Here is an 18,690-nt window from a genome sequence, read left to right as displayed (position 1 = left end):
GGGGGCCGCGGGTTCAACTATTTCCGGCCCGCCCCGGGGCCCCCCCGGGGGGGGGGGGGGGGGGGGGGCGGGGGGGGGGGGCCCGGCCCCCCCCCCGCCCCAGGGGTGACGGGGCGGGGACGACGAGGTCAGCTCACCGCACAGGCCTGGTCCCCCAGCTTGAAGAACGCCGGTTTCGTGTTCGTCCCCGTCCAGCTCCCGGTGAAGCCGAAGCCGACCGTCGAACCCGCCGCCACGTTCGCGTTCCAGCTCACGTTCTTGGCCGTCACCGCCGCGCCCGACTGCGTGTGGTCGGCGTTCCAGAGCTGCGTGATCTTCTGGCCGTCGGCGAAGGACCAGCCCAGGGTCCAGCCGGTCCAGGCGGCGGAGCCGGTGTTGGTGAGGGACACGTCGGCCTGGAAGCCGCCCTGCCACTGGTTCGTGATCCTGTACGTCACCGAACAGGCCCCCGTCGGCGGGGGAGTCGGGTCCGTACCGCCGCCACCGCCCCCGGTGTCCGACGTGTCGCCGTAGACGATCCCGCGCCCGTTCGTGGCGACGTACACGCGCCCGTAGATCCGGGGGTCCCCGGTGATGGCCGCGCCGGTCCAACCCCACTGGTGGGCGTCGTCGTTGATGCGGGTCCAGCTCGCGCCCTTGTCCGTCGAGCGGAAGATCCCGCGCACGCCGCCGATCTTCGCGCTGGTGTAGAGCGTCTGGTAGGACGCGCCGGTCGCCGCCTTGCCGAAGCCGATCGTGTCGGCCTGGTCGACGTTCGACAGCCTGGTGAAGGCCGCGCCGCCGTCCGTCGAGTGCCACAGCCCGTACGCGCCGTCGCTCGCGCCGCCCGCCAGCCACACGTCGCCCTTGGTGCCGGGCAGCGCCTTGAAGCGCACGCTGTCCCCGGTCGGCAGGTTGCCGGCGGCGGACGCCGTGAAGGTCGCTCCGCCGTCCGAACTGACGTAGAACTTGCCCGACTTGAAGCCGTAGAAGGTCTTCGGATCGACCCGGTCCGACTCGACGATCGCGCCCGCGGGGATGCCGCTCGACGCGGACCACGACGTGCCGAACCCGGTGGTGTACTGCACCCCGGTGCCCGCCGGGCTCCACACGAAGCGGCCGCCGTCCGAGGCCGCGGCGACCGTGCCGCCGCCGGTGACCCCCGAAGGGTCGCTGCCCGCGAACCAGTTGGCGCCGTTGTCCGTCGAGAAGCCGATGTGCGGCCCGGAGTCGAGGTTCCCGACCCGGACCACCGTGTTCGGGTCGGTCTCGGCGTAGTCGAGGCTGGTCGTGGTCGTGAGGTTAGGCGAGGTGTACATCATCGACGGGACCTTGGTGAGATCCGTGTGCCGGAAACCGCCGATGTCACCGAGCGCGCTGAGCAGCGGAGCACCCGACGGGGGAGAGGCGAGGTCGTTGACGGCCGTCTCCTCCAGCCCCTGGACCATGGGCTTGACGGTGAACTGGCTTCCGCTGTCCCAGTTGGTGAGGTTCTCGGTGCCGTAGATCGTCGCGCCCGTCCCGTACATCATCCGGGCCGAGTCGAACGGGTCGATCTCCAGTCCCTCGGTCATCCAGCCGAGTTTCGGGGTCTGTTCGGGCGGCGACGGATTCGCGCCGAAGGTCAGCCAGGGCACGGACGAGACGTCCGTCGTGTAGCGGTTCGAGCGGTTCGGGTACGAGGTGTAGTCCCACGCCTTGGTCCAGGTGCCACCGCTGTCCGTGGACCGGAAGATCTGGGTGTCCGGCCACCAGGAGCTGTACCCCGTCGCCATCACGGTGCCCGGGTGCTGCCGGTCGACGGTCAGTCCGCTGAAGCCGTAGTAGGTGTCGGCCTCCGCCACCGGGCTGATGTCCGTCCACGTCCCGGTCTTCGTCGCGTACCGCCACAACCGGCCCTTGCCGCCGTCGTACGGGCCGCCCTTGTCGCTGTAGGCGAGATAGAGGTAGCCGTTCACCGCGTCGAGGACGCCCTTGTGGGCGAGGTAGCCGGTCGGCTGTCCGGCGAGCCTGGACCAGGTCGCGCCGCCGTCCGTCGAGCGGTAGACCGCGTTGTCCTTGTCGGCGACCCCCACGTAGACCGTCTGCGTGGCGCTTCCCCGGGTGCCGGTCGACTCGTCGAAGGTGACCCACACGACGCCCTGGTTGTCGGAGGCGTAGCCGCTGGTGTCGGTGGAGTCCTGGACGTAGTTGCCCGGGTTGGGGAACGCCGTGACCTGCGACCAGCTCACCCCGGAGTCCGTGGAGCGCCACAGGCCCTTGCCGCTGGGCGCGCCGAGGTAGAGCACGCTGTTCCTGTTCGGGTCCACGGCCAGCCGCTCGCCCATGCCCCGTCCGGGCATGTTGCCGCCCAGCTTGAAGGGCAGATCGGTCTTCTGCCAGCTCGCCCCGCGGTCGGCGGAGCGCAGCACGGCCCCGTTCGTCGGGTCCCAGCCGTTGGTGTACGTGCCGACGGCCGCGTACACCTTGTCCGGATCCACGGAGTCGGAGGCGAGGCTGACGACGCCGGTGTGTCCCCACTCGTTCCAGCCGACCGAGTCCAGCAGCGGGGTCCAGCTCTTCGTCGCCTGGACCCAGCGGTAGGCGCCGCCGATGTCGGTACGGGCGTACGCGAGGTTCTTCTCGGAGCGGTTGAAGACGATGCCGGGGACGAAGCCGCCGCCGTCGATCCGGGCGTTCTTCCAGGTGTACGTGTCGGCCGCGACCGTCGTCGTGGGGGTGCTCGCGGCCAGCGCGGGCGGGGTGCCGGCCAACAGCCCGGCGGCGAGGGCGAGTACGGCCGTGAGGATGCGTGTTCTTCGCACGGGGGGGAGTCCTCTCCGGTGCACAGGATGAGCAGGGAAGGGAGCAAGTGACGGCCGGGCGGCCCTCGTTGTGTGAGGGACCGCCCGGCCGGTGGCCCTGCCGTCAGGGACAGGACCGCGTACCCGGAGCCACAGCGGGGACTATTCGAGAAGCTCCGCGTACGAACCCATGGCGAGGGCGATGTCCGCCTGCGCCCAGAACCGGTGGTACGTGAAGGAGGGCGCGGCGCCGCCCGCCAGATAGGCCTGGATCTTCGACCAGGCCGGGTCGTTCTTGTAGAAGGAGCGCAACGAGGCGAACGTGGAAGAGGAGTTGATCGCGTCGCCGTTCGGCATCGTGCCGGTGAAGCCGCTCGGCACGTACACGCTGTCGTTGAAGCGGCTGTAGTCGGTGCGGGTCTCGGGGACGGCTACGCCCAGAGCGTCCTGGTAGTTGTTCCACATGCCGTCCAGGAGCGCCTTGGCCGTCGTCTTCGCCTGGGTGTTGCCGGACTTGGCGGCGTAGTACGACAGCGTCTTGGCGTACGCGGCGGCCACCCCGACGTCGTTCGTGTAGTCGGCGACGGTGACGTGAAGTCCGCTGTTGGCGCCGGGACTCGACGCGTTCCAGGTGTCCGGGGCACCGGACCACTGGAGGGTGGAGGGGATCTGGTAGGTGCCGTCCGGGTTGATCGTGGTCTTGGACAGTGCCCAGGCGACCCACTTGTCGAGGACCGCCTTGGCGCTCGCGTTCCCCGTCTGCTGGTAGTACTCGGCCACGCGCTCCATGGACCACGCCTGGAAGCCGAACCACTGGTTGGACGGCGGGTCGTGGTACACCGGCTGCTGGTCGTAGTACATGCCGTAGAAGGTCGGCGTCCCCGTGGGAGGCGTCGCGTACCGGCCCGCCCAGCTGTTGGTCGCGCCGCCCGCGATGGCGCCCTCGCTCGACTGGAGCCAGCGGTAGAACTCCAGCTGCCGCGTCAGCGAGGTGCCCCAGTCCGAGGCGCCCGTGGCCGACTTGGGCTTCAGATCGGCGTTGGTGCTGAGCGCGTAGGCGGCCAGCGGGTTCTGGTAGCCGCCGTGGACGTGGCTGGAGCCGATACGCCAGGCCCAGCCGGCCGAGGTGTCACTCGCGCCGCCCCAGGCGTAGTACCAGGAGAGCAGATAGTCCGAGGCGTCCTTGCCGGTACCCGCGGCGCAGGTCGTCGGGCCGACGCAATTGCCTATTTTCTTGAAGTACTTGTCGTACATGGCGTAGCGCAGGTAGTCGCCCATCTTCGCCGCCTTGCCGACGGTCGCCGACACGTCGGCGCTCTTGCCCTGGGCCTTGGCCCACACGTCCGCCCAGTACGCGGCCTGCACCGCACGCGCGTCGGCGTCCGGGGCGTCCGTGTACTTCCACTGCTTGGCGTACGAGGAGTCCCCGGTGAACAGGTCCAGGTAGCCGTTCTTCCCGCCGTACTTGAAGGCGTCGCAGGTCGGCTGCGGCACCGTCTCCCACACCGACTCCTGCGGACCGCGCTGGAAGGTGTTGATGTACGACGGACCCGTGGCGGTCGGACCGGCCTCGCACTTGCCGGGCTCGTCGCCGTAGCCGTAGGTGTTGTCCACGTCCTGCAGCCAGTGCATGCCGTACACGTCGTCCGTGCCGTACGCGCTCTTCAGCTCGGCGGCGATCGGGTCCGTGCCGACGGAGACACCGGTGTCGAGCTTGGCCGGGTACTCGTTCGGGGTGTCCAGTTCGGGCGCGTAGGTGGCCGGCTTGGACGCGTTGTAGAAGGAGTTGGTCGGCTGGTCGGCGTGCGTGGGGATCATGTACGTCTCCATGGTCGTCCACGCGGCGTTGAACTTCGACCAGTCGCCGGTGACCTTCCCGTACATCGCCTGGAGCCAGATCAGATAGCTGTACGCCTCCGACGTCGTCTCATGGCCCTGGTCCGGCGCCTCGACGATCAGCGTCTCCACCGAGTGGTACGGGATGCCCTCAGGGGAGAAGTAGCCGTTCGCCGGGTTGGTGATCTTGCCGTAGAGGTCCAGGAAGCGCGCGTCGTACGCCTTCGTCGCGGCCAGTTCCGTCACGGTGACCGTGGCCTTGGCCTGACCGGTCGCCGAGGCCGTGAAGGTCGCGGACCCGGTGCCCGAGGCGTCGGCGGTGATCGTCACCGTCTGGGCGGTGTTCCAGTTGGACGGAGTGAAGGTCAGACTCGAACCTCCGGTCACGGACAGCCCGGTGTTGCCGTCCGTCCGGGCCACCGCAACCGTCACGTTGGCGCTCGGCTGGGTCGAGAGCTTGACCGTGAACGTCCCCGACTTGCCCTGCTGGACGCCGAGTTGGGTCGGCGATGCGACGATCGCCGGCCCCGCGGCGACCGTGATGCCGACGGGGGTGGAGTCCGCCGAAGCGCCCAGGCTGTCGTACGCCTTCGCGACGATGGAGTGGGCGCCCACGGCCAGCCCCGACGCCGACAGCGTGTACGGCGAGCTGGTGTCGGTGCCGAGCAGGGTCGTGTCGTCGTAGAACTCGACCTTGGAGACGGTCGCCCCGTCGGCCGCCGCCGCGGTCGCGGCCAGCGGGACGGAGTCCCCCTGGGTGTAGACGGCGCCCGCCGCGGGGCTGGTCAGCACGGTGATAGGCGGCTGGTGCGCGCCGGTGCAGGTGGTGCCGTTGACGGCGTAGGACGCGGGGGCGGTGTTGGTGCCGCTGTAGCCGAACTGCGCTCCGGTGGTCACGGCGGTCCCCGCGCCGATCGTCCCGTTCCAGGCGGCGTTCTTCACGGTGACGTTCTTGCCGGACTGCGACCAGGTCCCGTTCCAGCCGTTGGTGAGGGCCTGGTTGCCCGTGTAGGCGTAGGTCAGGGTCCAGCCGTTGATGGCGTCGGTGCCCCGGTTGGTGATCGTCAGATCCGCCGTGAAGCCGGAGCCCCAGTCGTTGGTCTTGTAGTCGACGCTGCACTGAACCGTGGCCGCGTGTGCGGGAGTCGTACCGGTTGCCAGCGTTGTGAGCGGGAGGGCGAGTGCTGCGACCACGGCGGTCCATAACCGCCGTGACCTGCTACGACGTCTCCATCGAGGGCTGGGATCCATGGTGCTGGTTCCTCCTTGCGGCTCGGAGAATGGGGGGAGGAGCAACAAGCCTTGAACCAGTGGGAGCGCTCCCATATTGGAGAGAGGGGTGTGAACGGTCAAGGTGCTTGAAGAGTCGAAATGATTCGACAGATCAACTGTGCAACCGCTCTGGGCAACGGCGGCACTTGGCGCTAGCTTCATCCGCACCAGTGGGAGCGGTTCCATCAGTCGACGCGTCCGTCACGGCGCGCCAGAGCTGCAAGGAGTCGCTTCATGCGTCACCCCCCGCGTTTGTCTCTCTTAGTCATCGGCGCCGCGGTCGCCCTCGTGGGCACCGCCGTCGCGCCGGTCGTCACGGCCTCGGGAGCAACTCCCGCGTGCACGGTGGAGTACTCGGTCACCGGCCAGTGGGACACCGGTTTCCAGGGCGCCGTGAACATCACCAACAACATGGCCGCGCTGAGCAGTTGGAGCCTCGGCTTCGACTTCCCGAACGGTCAGAAGGTCACCCAGGGCTGGAACGCCAAGTGGTCCCAGTCCGGTACGGCGGTCACCGCGTCCAACGAGAGCTGGAACGGCTCGCTCGCGAGCGGCGCCAGCGTCAGCGCCGGGTTCCTCGCCTCCTGGTCGGGAAGCAATGCGGCGCCGACGGCCTTCAGGCTGAACGGCACCACCTGCAACGTGGACACCCAGCCGACGCCCACCCCCACTCCGACCCCGACCGATCCGCCGCCGTCCGGCGTCGAGGCGCCGAAACTGCACGTGTCGGGAACCAAGCTGGTCGACTCCGCCGGAGCCACCCGCAGGCTGCTCGGCGTCAACCGCTCCGGCGGCGAGTTCATGTGCGTCCAGGGCTACGGCTTCTTCGACGGTCCCGTCGACGACGCCTCCGTCAAGGCGATCGCCGACTGGAAGGCCAACACGGTCCGCATCCCGCTGAACGAGGAGTGCTGGCTGGGCCTTTCCAACATCAAACCGGAGTACGCCGGCGCCAACTACATCGCCGCCGTCAAGGGCCTGGTGGCCAAGGTCGAGGCACACGGCATGACCCCGGTGCTCGACCTGCACTGGACGTACGGCCAGTACACGGGCAACTCGGCGGGCTGCTCCGACGTGCACGCCACCTGCCAGAAGCCGATGCCCGACGCGCAGTACACCCCGTCCTTCTGGTCCTCGGTCGCGAGCACCTTCAAGGACGACCAGGCCGTCGCCTTCGACCTGTTCAACGAGCCCTACCCGGACCGCGCGACCTCCACGACCACCCAGGCGTGGACCTGCTGGCGCGACGGCGGCACCTGCCCCGGCATCTCCTACCAGGTCGCCGGAATGCAGTCCCTGGTCGACGCGGTACGCGGCACCGGCGCCAAGAACGTGATCCTGGCCGGCGGTCTCGCGTACTCCAACGACCTGAGCCAGTGGCTGACGTACAAACCCAGTGATCCCACGGGCAATCTCGTCGCCGCCTACCACGTCTACAACTTCAACACCTGCGCGAGCGAGAGCTGCTGGACCTCGACGCTCGCCCCGGTCGCCGCCCAAGTACCCCTCGTGACAGGGGAGATCGGGGAGAACACCTGCTCCCACTCCTTCGTCGACACCGTCATGAAGTGGTTCGACGACCGGAATCTCTCCTATCTCGGCTGGACCTGGAACACCTGGGACTGCTCCTCCGGTCCGTCGCTGATCTCGAACTACGACGGAACTCCGACCTCCTACGGCATAGGGCTGCGTGATCACCTGCGCGCCCTCAACGGGTAGGAATCCGCACATGAGCCGCGCGGGAACGGCCACGGGCTGACCGCGTGCGGTCCGCCAGGGGGCGGTTCAGTCCTCCTTGCCCAGCCCCTGGCGGATCGCGAACTCCACCGCCGAGTAGTCCCCGTCGGCCCGTTCCAGTTCGAGCGGAACCGCCGGGTGCAGCGGCGGCTGCGCCATGAACCGGGGCCGCGTCCCGTGGTGCGGCTGCGCCGCGTGCACCAGGAACGGATGACACAGATAGACGTCGCCGGGCCGGCCGGTGGCGTACGCGACCGGCCGGTGCGCCGACGCCTCGACCAGCCGTGGGGCGAGGTCCAGACCCGAGACACCCTCCTCCCCGTACGGCTCGAGCAGGGGCGGTACGTCCAGGTGCGAGCCGACGCGGATCCGGGTCGGCGCGTCCTCGGGACCCACCTCGGTGAACAGGAACAGCATCAGCAGGGCGCGATCCCTGGAGCGCAGATTGGTGTGGTACCAGGTCGCGCCCTCGGGCAGATAGCTTCCCTCGATGTGCCAGCCCGCGTCGTCCGGCTCGTCGGCGTGCGGGAAGCGCAGGGGGAAACTCCCCAGGGAGTAGCGCGGCTCCCAGCGGCCCTCGCCGAGCAGCAGGTCGAACGCGTCGTGCAGGGCGGGTGTGTTGACGGCGGCGGCGAAGGGGCCCTGGGCCATCCCGGAGACCCAGCGCACCGGCTCGGTCCAGGTGGCGGGGTCGTCCGGGGAACAGCCCGTCTCCGCCCACAGCAGCCGGACGCAGTCGGCCGCGACCCGCGGCGGGAAAGCACCCTCGATCCGTACGAAGCCGTCCTCGAGGAAGCGCTCCGGCATGACGTCGTCCATGCGGCCATGCTGAGCGACGGGTCCCCGCGGGCGCACCCGGTTTTCCGGGGGGCACCTTTTTTGCCGTTCAAGCAACACGACTGGCCGTTTCCGGGAGCGGCGGCGCAGGCTGGCCTCATACCGAGAGAGAGGCTTGTCCCATGGCACAGGACCACGATCACGACCACGGCAGCGGCCACGGCTGCACGCACCACCAGGGCGGGACGCAGGATCACGGTCACCACCACGGCCCCGCGCAGAGCCAAGGACACGGTGACGCCCACGGGCACACCCACATGGACTTCGGCCAGATGCTGCCCCTGCTGGTGCAGGAGGCGGAACTGTTCACCCCGGCGTACCTCCAGGCGGCCGAGTGGCTGCGGGAGCAGCGGCCCGAGCCGGGGCTGATCGTGGACGCCGGCAGCGGTCCCGGCGTCATCTCCGGCCTGTTCGCCCAGACGTTCCCCGGTGCGCGGATCATCGCCGTGGACGAGGCCGAGACGCTGCTGACGGAGGCCCGCGCCCGTGCCGGGCGGCTCGGTTTCGCCGACCGCTTCAGCACGATCGAGGCCGAACTCTCCGATGGTGTGGGCGACTTGGAGTACCCCGCGGACCTGGTGTGGGCGAGCAGGTCGCTGCACCACGTCGGCGACCAGCGGGCCGCGCTCACGGGCTTCGTCCGGAGCCTGGCCCCCGGCGGCGCCCTCGCCCTGCTGGAGGGAGGTCTGCCCACGCGCTTCCTCCCGCGCGACACCGGCATCGGCCGGCCCGGTCTGGAGTCCCGGATCGACGCGGTGCACGACGAGTGGTTCACGCGGATGCGGGCCGAGCTGCCCGGGTCGGTGGCGGAGACGGAGGACTGGCCCGCCCTGCTCTCGGCCGTCGGCCTGCGCCACACGGCGACCCGCACCTTCCTGCTCGACCTCCCCGCCCCGGTCTCCGACGAGGCCCGCGCCTTCGCCGTCACCGCGCTCACCCGCAGGCGGGAGGGCCTCGCCGAAGGGCTCGACGCCGAGGATCTCGCCACGCTGGACCGGCTCCTCGACCCGGACGACAAGGCGAGCGTGCACCACCGCCCGGACGTGTTCGTCCTGACGGCGATGACGGTGTACGTGGGGATCAAGCCGGAGTAGTCCCGGTGGCCGTCCGCCGGTCGCGCGCGGTCGGCGGGCCTTGACATCGAGTGCGCTCCAAGTGATGAACTCCGGTAGTTCGACGCACAGTTGGCCCGCACGGGCCGGACACTCCCGGGGGTACACCATGACCGATTCTCCTGTCGCGCTGATCACCGGCGGCGGAAGCGGCATCGGAGCCGCGGTCGCCCGCCGGCTGCTCGGCGCCGGGCACCGGGTGGCCGTCACCGGTCGCGGTGAGGAGCGGCTGAACGCGTTCGCCGAGGAACTCGGCCGCCCCGAGGGGCTGTTGACGATCGTCGGGCACGCGGCCGAGTACGACCAGGTGCGCGCCGCGGTCGAGACGACGCTCAAGGGGTTCGGGCGGATCGACACCGTCCTCGCCAACGCCGGGTTCGCCACCCATGACACGGTCGCGGACGGGGACCCGGCCGGCTGGTCCGAGATGGTGCTGACCAATGTGCTGGGTCCCGCGCTGCTCATCAGGGCGTCCATCGACGCGCTGAAGGAGTCCCGTGGCCGCATCGTCCTGATCGGCAGCGTCGCCGGGCATGTGAACACGCCCGGCAACATCTACGGAGCGACCAAGTGGGCGGTGACCGGGCTGGCCGAGAACACCCGGCGCCAGGTCACCGAGTACGGCGTGGGCGTGACCCTGGTCTCGCCCGGCCGGGTGGAGACCCCGTTCTGGGACAGCCACGGGAGCCTGCCGCCGGGGCACCTCCTGACGGCGGACCAGATCGCCGACTCGATCGTCTGGGCGGTCGGGCAGCCGACGGGCGTCGACGTGAACACGGTCGTCGTCCGCCCGATCGGCCAGCCTGTCTGATCCGCGCCCGGGGGGACCGGAGTCCCCGTCCCCCCGGGCCGTCACCCTCCGCCGTTCCTGTCCCTCGGGCCGTCCCCGCCCCTCGGGTCCTCAGTTGGCGGCGAGGAACTGCCTGGCCAGCGAGTCCCCGAGGGACACGGCCGCGCTGTGGCTCTCGATGGGGGACACCTGCGAGTTCTTGAACAATATGTACGTCACGCCGCTGTCGGCCCCGCCCGTCTCCGGGTCGGGGTCGATACCGAGCGCGTTCGCCGTGGCGTACGACGCCTCACCGATGATCTTCGTCGGTCCGGTGTCGCCGACCACCGCGTACTCGACCTTGCCGTTGTAGACGACGGCGACCACACCGCCGCCCTTGATGCCCGAACTCGTGTACTTCCAGATGCTGCTGGAACTCGGCACGACGACGTACGGCAGGGAGTCGGCGCGCAGCGGCCTGCCGTCGGACTGGTGGAAGGCGGTGTCGTCCTGGAACCAGGGGTCGGTGTCGGCGTTGCACTTGGAGGTGACCTGGCCGTCGCAGTCGACGTCCATGTCGGCCTTCCAGAACACGGCGCCGTTCTTGCCGCAGACGGGGATCGTGGCCGAAGTCTCGTCGTCGGTCCTGTACTTGCCGTTCGAGATCTGTGAACAGGACGTCACCTTGGCGAGGAGGGCGGCCGCGCTGACCGAGCCCTCCTGCGCCGAGCGGGGGGCGGTGGTGCCGGAGGCACTGGCCGGGAGCGCGGCGACGGCGAGCAGTGCCGCTCCGGCGACCGCGGACAGGGTCAGTGTTCGAGTGCGCACTGTGGGGGACCCTTCTGTTAGGAAACTTTCCTTACCGGGCTGGGATCCAAAGTGGCCCTGCTTGCATGACCGCGTCAAGACCTGTTCCCGGGTTGGTCCGGTCCAAGGGTGCGAAAAAGCCGCCGCCCGGATGCGGTGAGCATCCGGGCGGCGGCTTCGGTGCCGGGTCGGCCGGGCCGGTCAGCCGATGTCGAACACGGCCGGGTCGGGTCCGATCCGGCGGTCCTCGTTCAGGGCCGAGATCGCCGCGATGTCCTCGGTGTCCAGCGAGAAGTCGAAGACGTCGATGTTCTCCTTGATCCGGGACGGGGTCACGGACTTCGGGATCACGATGTTGCCCAGCTGCAGGTGCCAGCGCAGGACGATCTGCGCCGTGGAGCGGCCGTGCTTCTGGGCGATGGCGACGATCGCCGGGACCTCCAGGAGGCCCTTGCCCTGGCCCAGCGGCGACCAGGCCTCGGTCGCGATGCCCTGCTCGGCGTGGAACTCGCGGGCCGCGCGCTGCTGGAGGTGCGGGTGCAGCTCGATCTGGTTGACGGCCGGGATGACGGACGTCTCGTCGATCAGCCTCGCCAGGTGCTCCGGCAGGAAGTTCGAGGTGCCGATGGCCTTGGCGCGGCCGTCGGCGTAGATCTTCTCGAGCGCCTTGAACGTGTCGACGTAACGGTCACGGGCCGGCGTCGGCCAGTGGATCAGATACAGGTCGACATGGTCCAGGCCGAGCTTCTCCAGCGAGGTGTCGAAGGCGCGCAGCGCGGAGTCGTACCCCTGGTCGCTGTTCCAGAGTTTGGTGGTGACGAAGAGCTCCTCGCGGGCGATGCCGGAGGCGCGCACGGCCTTGCCGGTGCCCTCTTCGTTGCCGTAGATCGCCGCTGTGTCGATGCTGCGGTACCCGGCCTCCAGCGCGGTGGTGACCGCTCGCTCCGCCTCGTCGTCCGGCACCTGCCATACGCCGAAGCCCAGCTGTGGCATCTCGACGCCGTTGTTCAGGATGATCGGGGGGACCTTGCTCACGAGCTCTCGATCCTTCAGTCGTCGGGTGGTACTCGTATGGTCAACGATCACGGGCCGTGATGCATTCCTGACCGGGCTCAGGGCGCGGGGAATCGAAGATTGGCTGAAATAGTCCGATGAATCACGCCAGTGCTTGTGCCGGTTGCCGACGCGTGGTCACGTCCGGTACAGCGCCTCGACCTCCGTCGCGTACGCCTTCTCGATCGCCTTGCGCTTCAGCTTCAGCGACGGCGTCAGCAGGCCGTGCTCCTCGGTGAACTGGTTGGCCAGGATCCTGAACGTACGGATCGACTCGGCCTGCGAGACCAGTGTGTTCGCGGCGACCACGGCGCGCCGCACCTCGGTCTCCAGATCGGGGTCGCGCACCAGGTCGCCGGCGGACAGCGGCGGTTTGCCGCGCATCTGGAGCCAGTGCTCGACGGCCTCGGAGTCCAGGGTGACCAGAGCGGCGATGTACGGCCGGTCGTTGCCGACCACTATGCACTGCGCGACCAGCGGATGGTCGCGCACCCGCTCCTCCAGTACGCCCGGCGAGACGCTCTTGCCGCCGGAGGTCACCAGGATCTCCTTCTTGCGCCCGGTGATGGTGAGGTAGCCGTCCTCGTCGAGGGACCCGAGATCCCCGGTGGCCAGCCACCCGTCGTGCAGGGTGGCGTCGGTGGCCTTGTCGTTGTTCAGGTAGCCCTGGAAGACGTTGCCGCCGTTCAGCCAGATCTCGCCGTCGTCCGCGATGTGCACGGTGGTGCCGGGGATCGCCTGCCCGACGGTGCCGAACCGGGTGAGCTCGGGCGGGTTGGCGGTGGCGGCGGCCGTGGACTCGGTGAGCCCGTACCCCTCGTAGATGGTGATGCCCGCGCCCGCGAAGAACAGCCCGAGCCTGCGGTCCATCGCCGAACCGCCGGACATCGCGTGTCTGACCCGGCCGCCCATCGCGGCCCGCACCTTGGAGTACACGAGCTTGTCGAGGACCTGGTGCTGCATGCGCAGGCTCGCCGAGGGGCCCGGACCCGTGCCCCAGGCCTTGGCCTCGACGGCGTCCGCGTAGCGCACGGCGACGTCCACGGCCTTCTCGAAGGGACCGGCCTTGCCCTCCCGCTCGGCCTTGCGGCGCGCGGAGTTGAAGACCTTCTCGAAGATGTACGGCACCGCCAGGAAGAAGGTGGGGCGGAAGGCGGCGAGGTCCGGCAGCAGCGCGGACGCGTTCAGCTGGGGCTGGTGCCCGAACTTGACCCTCCCGCGGAAGGCGGCGATCTGCACCATCCGTCCGAAGACGTGCGCGAGCGGCAGGAACAGCAGGGTGCTCGCCTCGTCGCCGCGCTTGGAGTGGAAGACGGGTTCCCAGCGCGTGATGACGGTGTCCGCCTCGAACATGAAGTTCGCGTGCGAGAGGACGCAGCCCTTGGGGCGTCCCGTCGTGCCGGAGGTGTAGATGATCGTCGCGATGGACTCGGGGGTGACCGCGCGGCGGTGCCGGTGCACCACCTCGTCGTCGATGTGCGCGCCCGCCTCGTACAGCTCGTGCACCGCGCCCACGTCGAGCTGCCACAGCTTGTGCAGCTGGGGCAGCCGGTCGACGACGGTGGCGATGGTCATCGCGTGGTCCTCGTGCTCCACCATGACCGCCGACACCTGCGCGTCGTGCAGCATCCAGAAGACCTGCTCGGCGGAGGACGTGGGGTAGATGGGCACGACCTGGGCGCCGATCGTCCACAGGGCGAAGTCGAAGAGGGTCCACTCGTAGCGGGTGCGGCACATGATGGCGACCCGGTCGCCGAAGCGGACGCCGTGGGCCAGCATGCCCTTGGCGAGCGCGAGGACCTCGTCCCGGAACTCGGCCGAGGTGACGTCGCGCCACTGTCCGTGCTCGTCCTTGCGGCCGAGCGCGACGTGGAGCGGGTCCTCGTGGGCATACTGGAAGACGGCATCGGCCAGGCCGCCCACCGGCGGCGCCGACGCCAACGATGGGTTGGTGAACTCGCGCAATCCCGCTCCTCGTGGCCTCCGCACAGCGCCGTGAAAGCTACCCCACCGGGCGAGCGGGCGGGAGGGGGCTCGAATCGCCGAGGGGCGCGGCGTCCGCACAGGTCAGCCACGAAAAATGCCCGCACAAGGGGAGGGGCCGGACAGAATCCCTTACGGTTCCGTAGGTTTCGACTCCGTAATCTCCACGGAATCGCTACGACACGGCGCGGGGATTTCGACGTCATGGAGAGTTGATCCGGAAGCAACCATTCCGGGCGAATCGGTTGCCGGATCGGGGTGATCCGGCCGCTGGAGCTGCGCCGTCGCACCCCGTGCCGCACGGGTCGCGGCGCCGATGTCCGGCCGGGTCGAGCGGGGACGGCACCCCGGACGATGCCCCAGAGGGCGCCCCGGGCGGCGCTCCAGGCGGTGCGCCTAGCTCCGCTGCCCCCGGTGCAGCCGGTCGCCGCCCGCGAGGATCGCCGTCGCGAGCGCGTCCGCGGCGCCCTGTGCGGAGGGCCGCCGCCGGCCGTGCACCAGGACGAAGTCGACCTCGCCGAGTTCCGGGAGCCCCGCTCGCTCCGGCACCCGGACCAGGCCGGGCGGCACCAGTCCCCGTGAGTGGGCCATCACGCCGAGACCCGCGCGGGCCGCCGCGATCAGACCGTTCAGACTGCCGCTGGTGCAGGCGATGCGCCACGGCCGGCCCTGGCGCTCCAGTGCTTCGAGGGCGAGCGCGCGGGTGATGCCCGGGGGCGGGTAGACGATCAGCGGAACCGGGCGGTCCGCGTCGAGCCGCAGCCGCTGGGCGCCGATCCACACGAGACGGTCGTGCCAGACGAGCTCGCCGCGCGGATCCTCGGGCCGCCGCTTCGCCAGCACCAGATCGAGATGCCCGGCGGCGAGCTGTTCGTGGAGGGTGCCGGACAGCTCGACCGTCAGCTCCAGGTCCACCTCGGGGTGGTCGGTGCGGAACCCCTCCAGGATCTCCGGCAGCCGGGTCAGCACGAAATCCTCCGACGCGCCGAAGCGCAGCCGGCCCCGCAACCGTGTCCCGGTGAAGAACGCCGTCGCCTGCTCCTGCACCTCCAGGATCCGCCGCGCGAACCCGAGCATCGCCTCGCCGTCCTCGGTGAGCTCGACGGAGTGGGTGTCGCGGGAGAAGAACTGCCGGCCGGCGGCGTCCTCCAGCCGGCGCACATGCTGGCTGACCGTGGACTGGCGCACCCCGAGCCGCCGGGCGGCCTGCGTGAAGCTCAGCGTCTGGGCCACCGCCAGGAACGTACGCAGCTGGGAGGGGTCGTACACGGCCCCACGTTATCGCGATACGTGATGACAGTCAGAGCGGTATGACGGATTCCCGATCGCGGTCCGGGAGAGGACGATGGAGAGGGCACGATCCGCCGATGACGACCAGACGAACCGAACCGGGCAACCGAACAACCGGGCAATCGAGCAGTGGAGCACCGTGAAACGCCTGCAGTGGCCGAGCTGGATGCCGGTCGACCCCTACATCCTGCTGCTGCTCGGGACGGTGGGCCTCGCCGCCCTGTTCCCCGCGAGCGGAACGGCGGCGGACGTCGCCTCGGGCGCGACCACGGCGGCCATCGCCTTCCTCTTCTTCCTGTACGGCGCGCGCCTGTCCACCCGTGAGGCGCTGGACGGCCTCAGGCACTGGCGCCTGCACGGTACGGTCCTGATCTGCACCTTCGTCGCGTTCCCGCTGCTCGGCCTCGCCGCCCGCGGCCTGGAGCCGGTGTTCCTGACGCACGACCTCTACACCGGCCTCCTCTTCCTCACCCTCGTCCCCTCGACCATCCAGTCGTCGATCGCCTTCACCTCGATCGCCCGCGGCAACGTGCCCGCCGCGATCTGCGCGGGCTCCTTCTCCTCGCTCGCCGGCATCGTCGTCACCCCGCTGCTGGCCGCGCTCCTCCTCGGCAACAGCGGCGGCGGCTTCTCCACGGACTCGCTCGTCAAGATCGTGCTGCAGCTGCTGGTGCCGTTCCTGGCCGGTCAGCTGCTGCGCCCCTGGATCGGCTCCTTCATCACCCGGCACAAGAAGGTCCTCGGTCTCGTCGACCGCGGTTCGATCCTGCTCGTCGTCTACACCGCGTTCAGCGAGGGCATGGTGCAGGGGATCTGGAGCCAGGTGAGCGCCGTCCGGCTGGCGGGGCTGCTGGTCGTCGAGGTGCTGCTGCTCGGCGTGATGCTCCTGCTGACCTGGTACGGCGCGAAGGCCCTGCGCTTCGGCCGGGAGGACCGGATCGCCATCCAGTTCGCCGGGTCCAAGAAGTCGCTCGCCTCCGGGCTGCCCATGGCCGGCGTCCTGTTCGGCGCGCACGCCTCCCTCGCCGTGCTCCCGCTGATGCTCTTCCATCAGATGCAGCTCATGGTGTGCGCGGTGATCGCCAAACGCCGGGCCCGCGATCCCGAGGCGGCCGGCCGGACCGGCCCGGACGAGCCGTCCGGCACCGGGGATCCGGCGGGCCAGGGAGGCGCGGGTGGCACGACCGGCGGAGCGGCCCGGGCCACCGGGCCCGCCCGCTCCACCGGGTCCCGGGTCTCCCCGGTCGCGGCGACGAGTCGCTAGAGGCCGTAGCTCGGCCCCGGATCCGGACCGATCCGTTCAGCCCCGGACCGATCCGTTCGGTCCCTGGGTCGATCCAGGCGACCCCCTAGTCCTTGCCGCTCACATGGTCCAGGGGGAGCCACAGGACGGTGTCCGGGGTCGCCTTGCGCGAGGGCGGCGCCGACAGTTCGTCGTCGGTCAACGCGCGGTCGTGGACCCGCACGTCGTCGATCGCCCCGGTGAAGTAGGCCCGGCTGTCCATCCGCTGGCCGATGTGCACACCGAACGGCGAGTTCCGGCTCACCGATCCGGGCACGTCCGCCGTGCTGACGGTCGCCCCGTCGATGAACAGGGTGAGCCGTCCGCCGCCGCGGCGCAGTGCCAGATGGTGCCACTGCCCGTCGTTGAAGGCGCCCGTGGTGCGTACGAACGCCGTGGCCGGGGGAGACGCGCCGTTCCTGGTGGTGATGAGACCGGTGATCCGGCCGGACGCGGGCTCCCCGCGCAGCCACACCTGCGGCTGACTCGTGCCGATCCCGCCCATCCACAGCAGCGGCTGCTCACCGCTGGTGGCCGTGTAGCGGAACCACAGGGACGCCGTGAAGTCCTTCGTCCCCAGCGGCAGCCGGTCCTGGTACGGCAGTCGTACGGCGTCGTCGGTGCCGTCGAACTCCAGTGCGCCACCGAGGACGCCGGGGGTCTCGCCCGCACCGCCGAGGACCGCCGCCCGCCGGGTGGACGGAGCGAGGTCGGCCGTCGTCGGGTCCGGGCCCCGGCGCGGCTGGAGCCAGTCCTCGGTGAAGCGGGCGAAGCGGATCTCGTCGCGCGCGTCGACCGCGCCGCCCTCGTACAGCAGGCCCACGGTGTCGCCGTCGATACGCACCAGGTCGGAGTAGCCGGACCAGTCGGTGGTGACGGCCGTGCCCCGGTCCACGCTGTCCCAGGTGCGTCCGCCGTCGTAGGAGGAGCGGATCGTCATGGTCCGGCGGCGGTCCGGGTCGGCGGGGCAGGACAGCAGGATCCGGTCGCCGACCCGCAGCGTCGATCCCTGCACCTGGGGCGCGTAGAGGTCCGGGACGTCACGGAAGGGGGACACGAAACTGTCGCCGCCGTCCCTGCTGACCGCCTGGGTGCGGTGGCCGAGGTCGGTGCCGTCCTGTTCGCGCCCGCTGACCAGGACCGATCCGTCGGCGCGCTCGGTGAGCGTCATCTCGGACGGCTTCTGCCGGAAGGTGCCGTCGGCCGCGATCGGCCAGGAGTCCGTGGCCCCGATGCCCCAGTGGTCGCCGCCGTCGTCGCTGGTGATGAGGGCGGCGTTGTTGGCGGTGACCCGGCCGCCGTCCCAGGTCTCGGTGTTGACGGCGAAGACGAGCCGTCCCGCGTGCCGGCCGCGGGTGAGCTGGATGCCGTGCACCGGACCGGTGGCGTACCAGGAGTTCCAGTTCGCGGGCAGGATCTCGTCGCTCAGGTCGCGCGGCCGGGACCAGCTGAGCCCGTCGTCGTCGCTGTACTGGAGATGCGGGGTGCGGTCGCACGGCACCGAACAGCTCGCGCTGTCCGTACGGCCGGTGTTGTAGGTCTCCGCCAGCACGATCCGGCCGGTCTCACGGTCCACGACCGGTGTGGGGTTGCCGTGGGTGTCCCCGTTCCCTTCGTTGACGACCTGGAGCGGGCTCCAGGTGCGCCCGCCGTCGGTGGAGCGCTTCACCACGATGTCGATGTCGGCGGCGTCACCGCAGTTGAGGACCCGCCCCTCGGCGAACGCCAGCAGTGTTCCCCCGGTGGTCCGGACGACGGACGGGATGCGGAAGCAGGCGTAGCCCGGATCCTGGGAGGCCTTGAACAGCACCTGCTGCTCGAACGGGCCGTCGGCGGCGGCCGGTTCGGCCCGGGCCGTGCCCGGGAGGACGATCAGCGCGGCGACGCCGAGGAGAGCGGCGAAGAGGGATCTCGGACGGGTGGGAAGGCGTGACGGCACGGTGCGACCTG

The 18,690-nt window shown here is 70.2% G+C and carries 12 protein-coding genes; 4 read left to right on the top strand and 8 right to left on the bottom strand.

The window, feature by feature from the left end; all coding sequences use genetic code 11:
- Positions 1 to 128 precede the first annotated feature (128 nt).
- Together ACH4S8_RS26725 and ACH4S8_RS26720 are read right to left on the bottom strand one after the other, a co-directional pair.
- On the bottom strand, positions 129 to 2,783 hold the full coding sequence (locus ACH4S8_RS26725) for a cellulose binding domain-containing protein (RefSeq protein WP_398398287.1): 2,655 nt from the start codon (positions 2,781 to 2,783) through the stop codon (positions 129 to 131).
- 141 nt (positions 2,784 to 2,924) lie between these two features.
- Positions 2,925 to 5,849 carry a glycoside hydrolase family 48 protein gene (locus ACH4S8_RS26720; RefSeq protein WP_398398285.1) on the bottom strand — a complete coding sequence of 975 codons (2,925 nt, stop codon included), beginning with the start codon at positions 5,847 to 5,849 and terminating at the stop codon, positions 2,925 to 2,927.
- A gap of 255 nt (positions 5,850 to 6,104) precedes the next feature.
- Between ACH4S8_RS26720 and ACH4S8_RS26715 the strand changes: the two genes are divergently transcribed.
- A complete protein-coding gene (locus tag ACH4S8_RS26715) occupies positions 6,105 to 7,589 on the top strand; it encodes a cellulase family glycosylhydrolase (protein WP_398398283.1) in 1,485 nt (494 codons plus the stop codon).
- Between the two features lie 66 nt (positions 7,590 to 7,655).
- On the opposite strand, the gene ACH4S8_RS26710 is transcribed toward ACH4S8_RS26715, so the two are convergent.
- Positions 7,656 to 8,426, bottom strand: coding sequence for a phytanoyl-CoA dioxygenase family protein (locus tag ACH4S8_RS26710; RefSeq protein WP_398398281.1), 771 nt, complete (start codon positions 8,424 to 8,426; stop codon positions 7,656 to 7,658).
- A 140-nt stretch (positions 8,427 to 8,566) separates the two neighbouring features.
- Here ACH4S8_RS26710 and ACH4S8_RS26705 point away from each other — a divergent pair, with 140 nt between their 5' ends.
- On the top strand, positions 8,567 to 9,538 hold the full coding sequence (locus ACH4S8_RS26705; RefSeq protein WP_398398279.1) for a methyltransferase domain-containing protein: 972 nt from the start codon (positions 8,567 to 8,569) through the stop codon (positions 9,536 to 9,538).
- Between the two features lie 127 nt (positions 9,539 to 9,665).
- Positions 9,666 to 10,367 carry an SDR family oxidoreductase gene (locus tag ACH4S8_RS26700; protein ID WP_398398277.1) on the top strand — a complete coding sequence of 234 codons (702 nt, stop codon included), beginning with the start codon at positions 9,666 to 9,668 and terminating at the stop codon, positions 10,365 to 10,367.
- Positions 10,368 to 10,457: 90 nt separating this feature from the next.
- Here the strand turns inward: ACH4S8_RS26700 and ACH4S8_RS26695 are convergent, their stop codons facing one another.
- The 4 genes from ACH4S8_RS26695 to ACH4S8_RS26680 form a co-directional block, all read right to left on the bottom strand.
- Positions 10,458 to 11,153: a glycoside hydrolase family 75 protein gene (locus ACH4S8_RS26695; RefSeq protein WP_398398274.1), complete on the bottom strand. Its 696-nt coding sequence runs from the start codon at positions 11,151 to 11,153 to the stop codon at positions 10,458 to 10,460.
- A 180-nt stretch (positions 11,154 to 11,333) separates the two neighbouring features.
- Positions 11,334 to 12,125 carry an aldo/keto reductase gene (locus ACH4S8_RS26690; RefSeq protein ID WP_398398631.1) on the bottom strand — a complete coding sequence of 264 codons (792 nt, stop codon included), beginning with the start codon at positions 12,123 to 12,125 and terminating at the stop codon, positions 11,334 to 11,336.
- A gap of 198 nt (positions 12,126 to 12,323) precedes the next feature.
- On the bottom strand, positions 12,324 to 14,150 hold the full coding sequence (locus ACH4S8_RS26685; RefSeq protein WP_398398272.1) for an AMP-dependent synthetase/ligase: 1,827 nt from the start codon (positions 14,148 to 14,150) through the stop codon (positions 12,324 to 12,326).
- A gap of 414 nt (positions 14,151 to 14,564) precedes the next feature.
- Positions 14,565 to 15,437 (bottom strand): LysR substrate-binding domain-containing protein, encoded by an 873-nt coding sequence (locus ACH4S8_RS26680; protein ID WP_398398270.1) that lies wholly within the window; start codon positions 15,435 to 15,437, stop codon positions 14,565 to 14,567.
- Positions 15,438 to 15,624: 187 nt separating this feature from the next.
- Here ACH4S8_RS26680 and ACH4S8_RS26675 point away from each other — a divergent pair, with 187 nt between their 5' ends.
- On the top strand, positions 15,625 to 16,722 hold the full coding sequence (locus ACH4S8_RS26675; RefSeq protein ID WP_398398629.1) for a bile acid:sodium symporter family protein: 1,098 nt from the start codon (positions 15,625 to 15,627) through the stop codon (positions 16,720 to 16,722).
- 85 nt (positions 16,723 to 16,807) lie between these two features.
- On the opposite strand, the gene ACH4S8_RS26670 is transcribed toward ACH4S8_RS26675, so the two are convergent.
- Complete coding sequence (locus tag ACH4S8_RS26670) at positions 16,808 to 18,679, bottom strand: exo-alpha-sialidase (RefSeq protein ID WP_398398268.1); 1,872 nt, start codon at positions 18,677 to 18,679, stop codon at positions 16,808 to 16,810.
- Positions 18,680 to 18,690 lie beyond the last annotated feature (11 nt).

Source organism: Streptomyces sp. NPDC021080 (assembly GCF_044333225.1).
Taxonomy (GTDB): Bacteria; Actinomycetota; Actinomycetes; order Streptomycetales; family Streptomycetaceae; genus Streptomyces.
The sequence above is the reverse complement of the archived record's forward strand: the minus strand, read 5'-3'. Positions and strand labels throughout refer to the sequence as shown.

Coding starts and splice junctions, on each gene's coding strand:
- ACH4S8_RS26700 (WP_398398277.1), top strand. CDS start 9,666: ATGACCGATTCTCCTGTCGCGCTGATCACCGGCGGCGGAAGCGGCATC.
- ACH4S8_RS26720 (WP_398398285.1), bottom strand. CDS start 5,849: ATGGATCCCAGCCCTCGATGGAGACGTCGTAGCAGGTCACGGCGGTTA.
- ACH4S8_RS26675 (WP_398398629.1), top strand. CDS start 15,625: ATGCCGGTCGACCCCTACATCCTGCTGCTGCTCGGGACGGTGGGCCTC.
- ACH4S8_RS26715 (WP_398398283.1), top strand. CDS start 6,105: ATGCGTCACCCCCCGCGTTTGTCTCTCTTAGTCATCGGCGCCGCGGTC.
- ACH4S8_RS26710 (WP_398398281.1), bottom strand. CDS start 8,426: ATGGACGACGTCATGCCGGAGCGCTTCCTCGAGGACGGCTTCGTACGG.
- ACH4S8_RS26690 (WP_398398631.1), bottom strand. CDS start 12,125: ATGCCACAGCTGGGCTTCGGCGTATGGCAGGTGCCGGACGACGAGGCG.
- ACH4S8_RS26705 (WP_398398279.1), top strand. CDS start 8,567: ATGGCACAGGACCACGATCACGACCACGGCAGCGGCCACGGCTGCACG.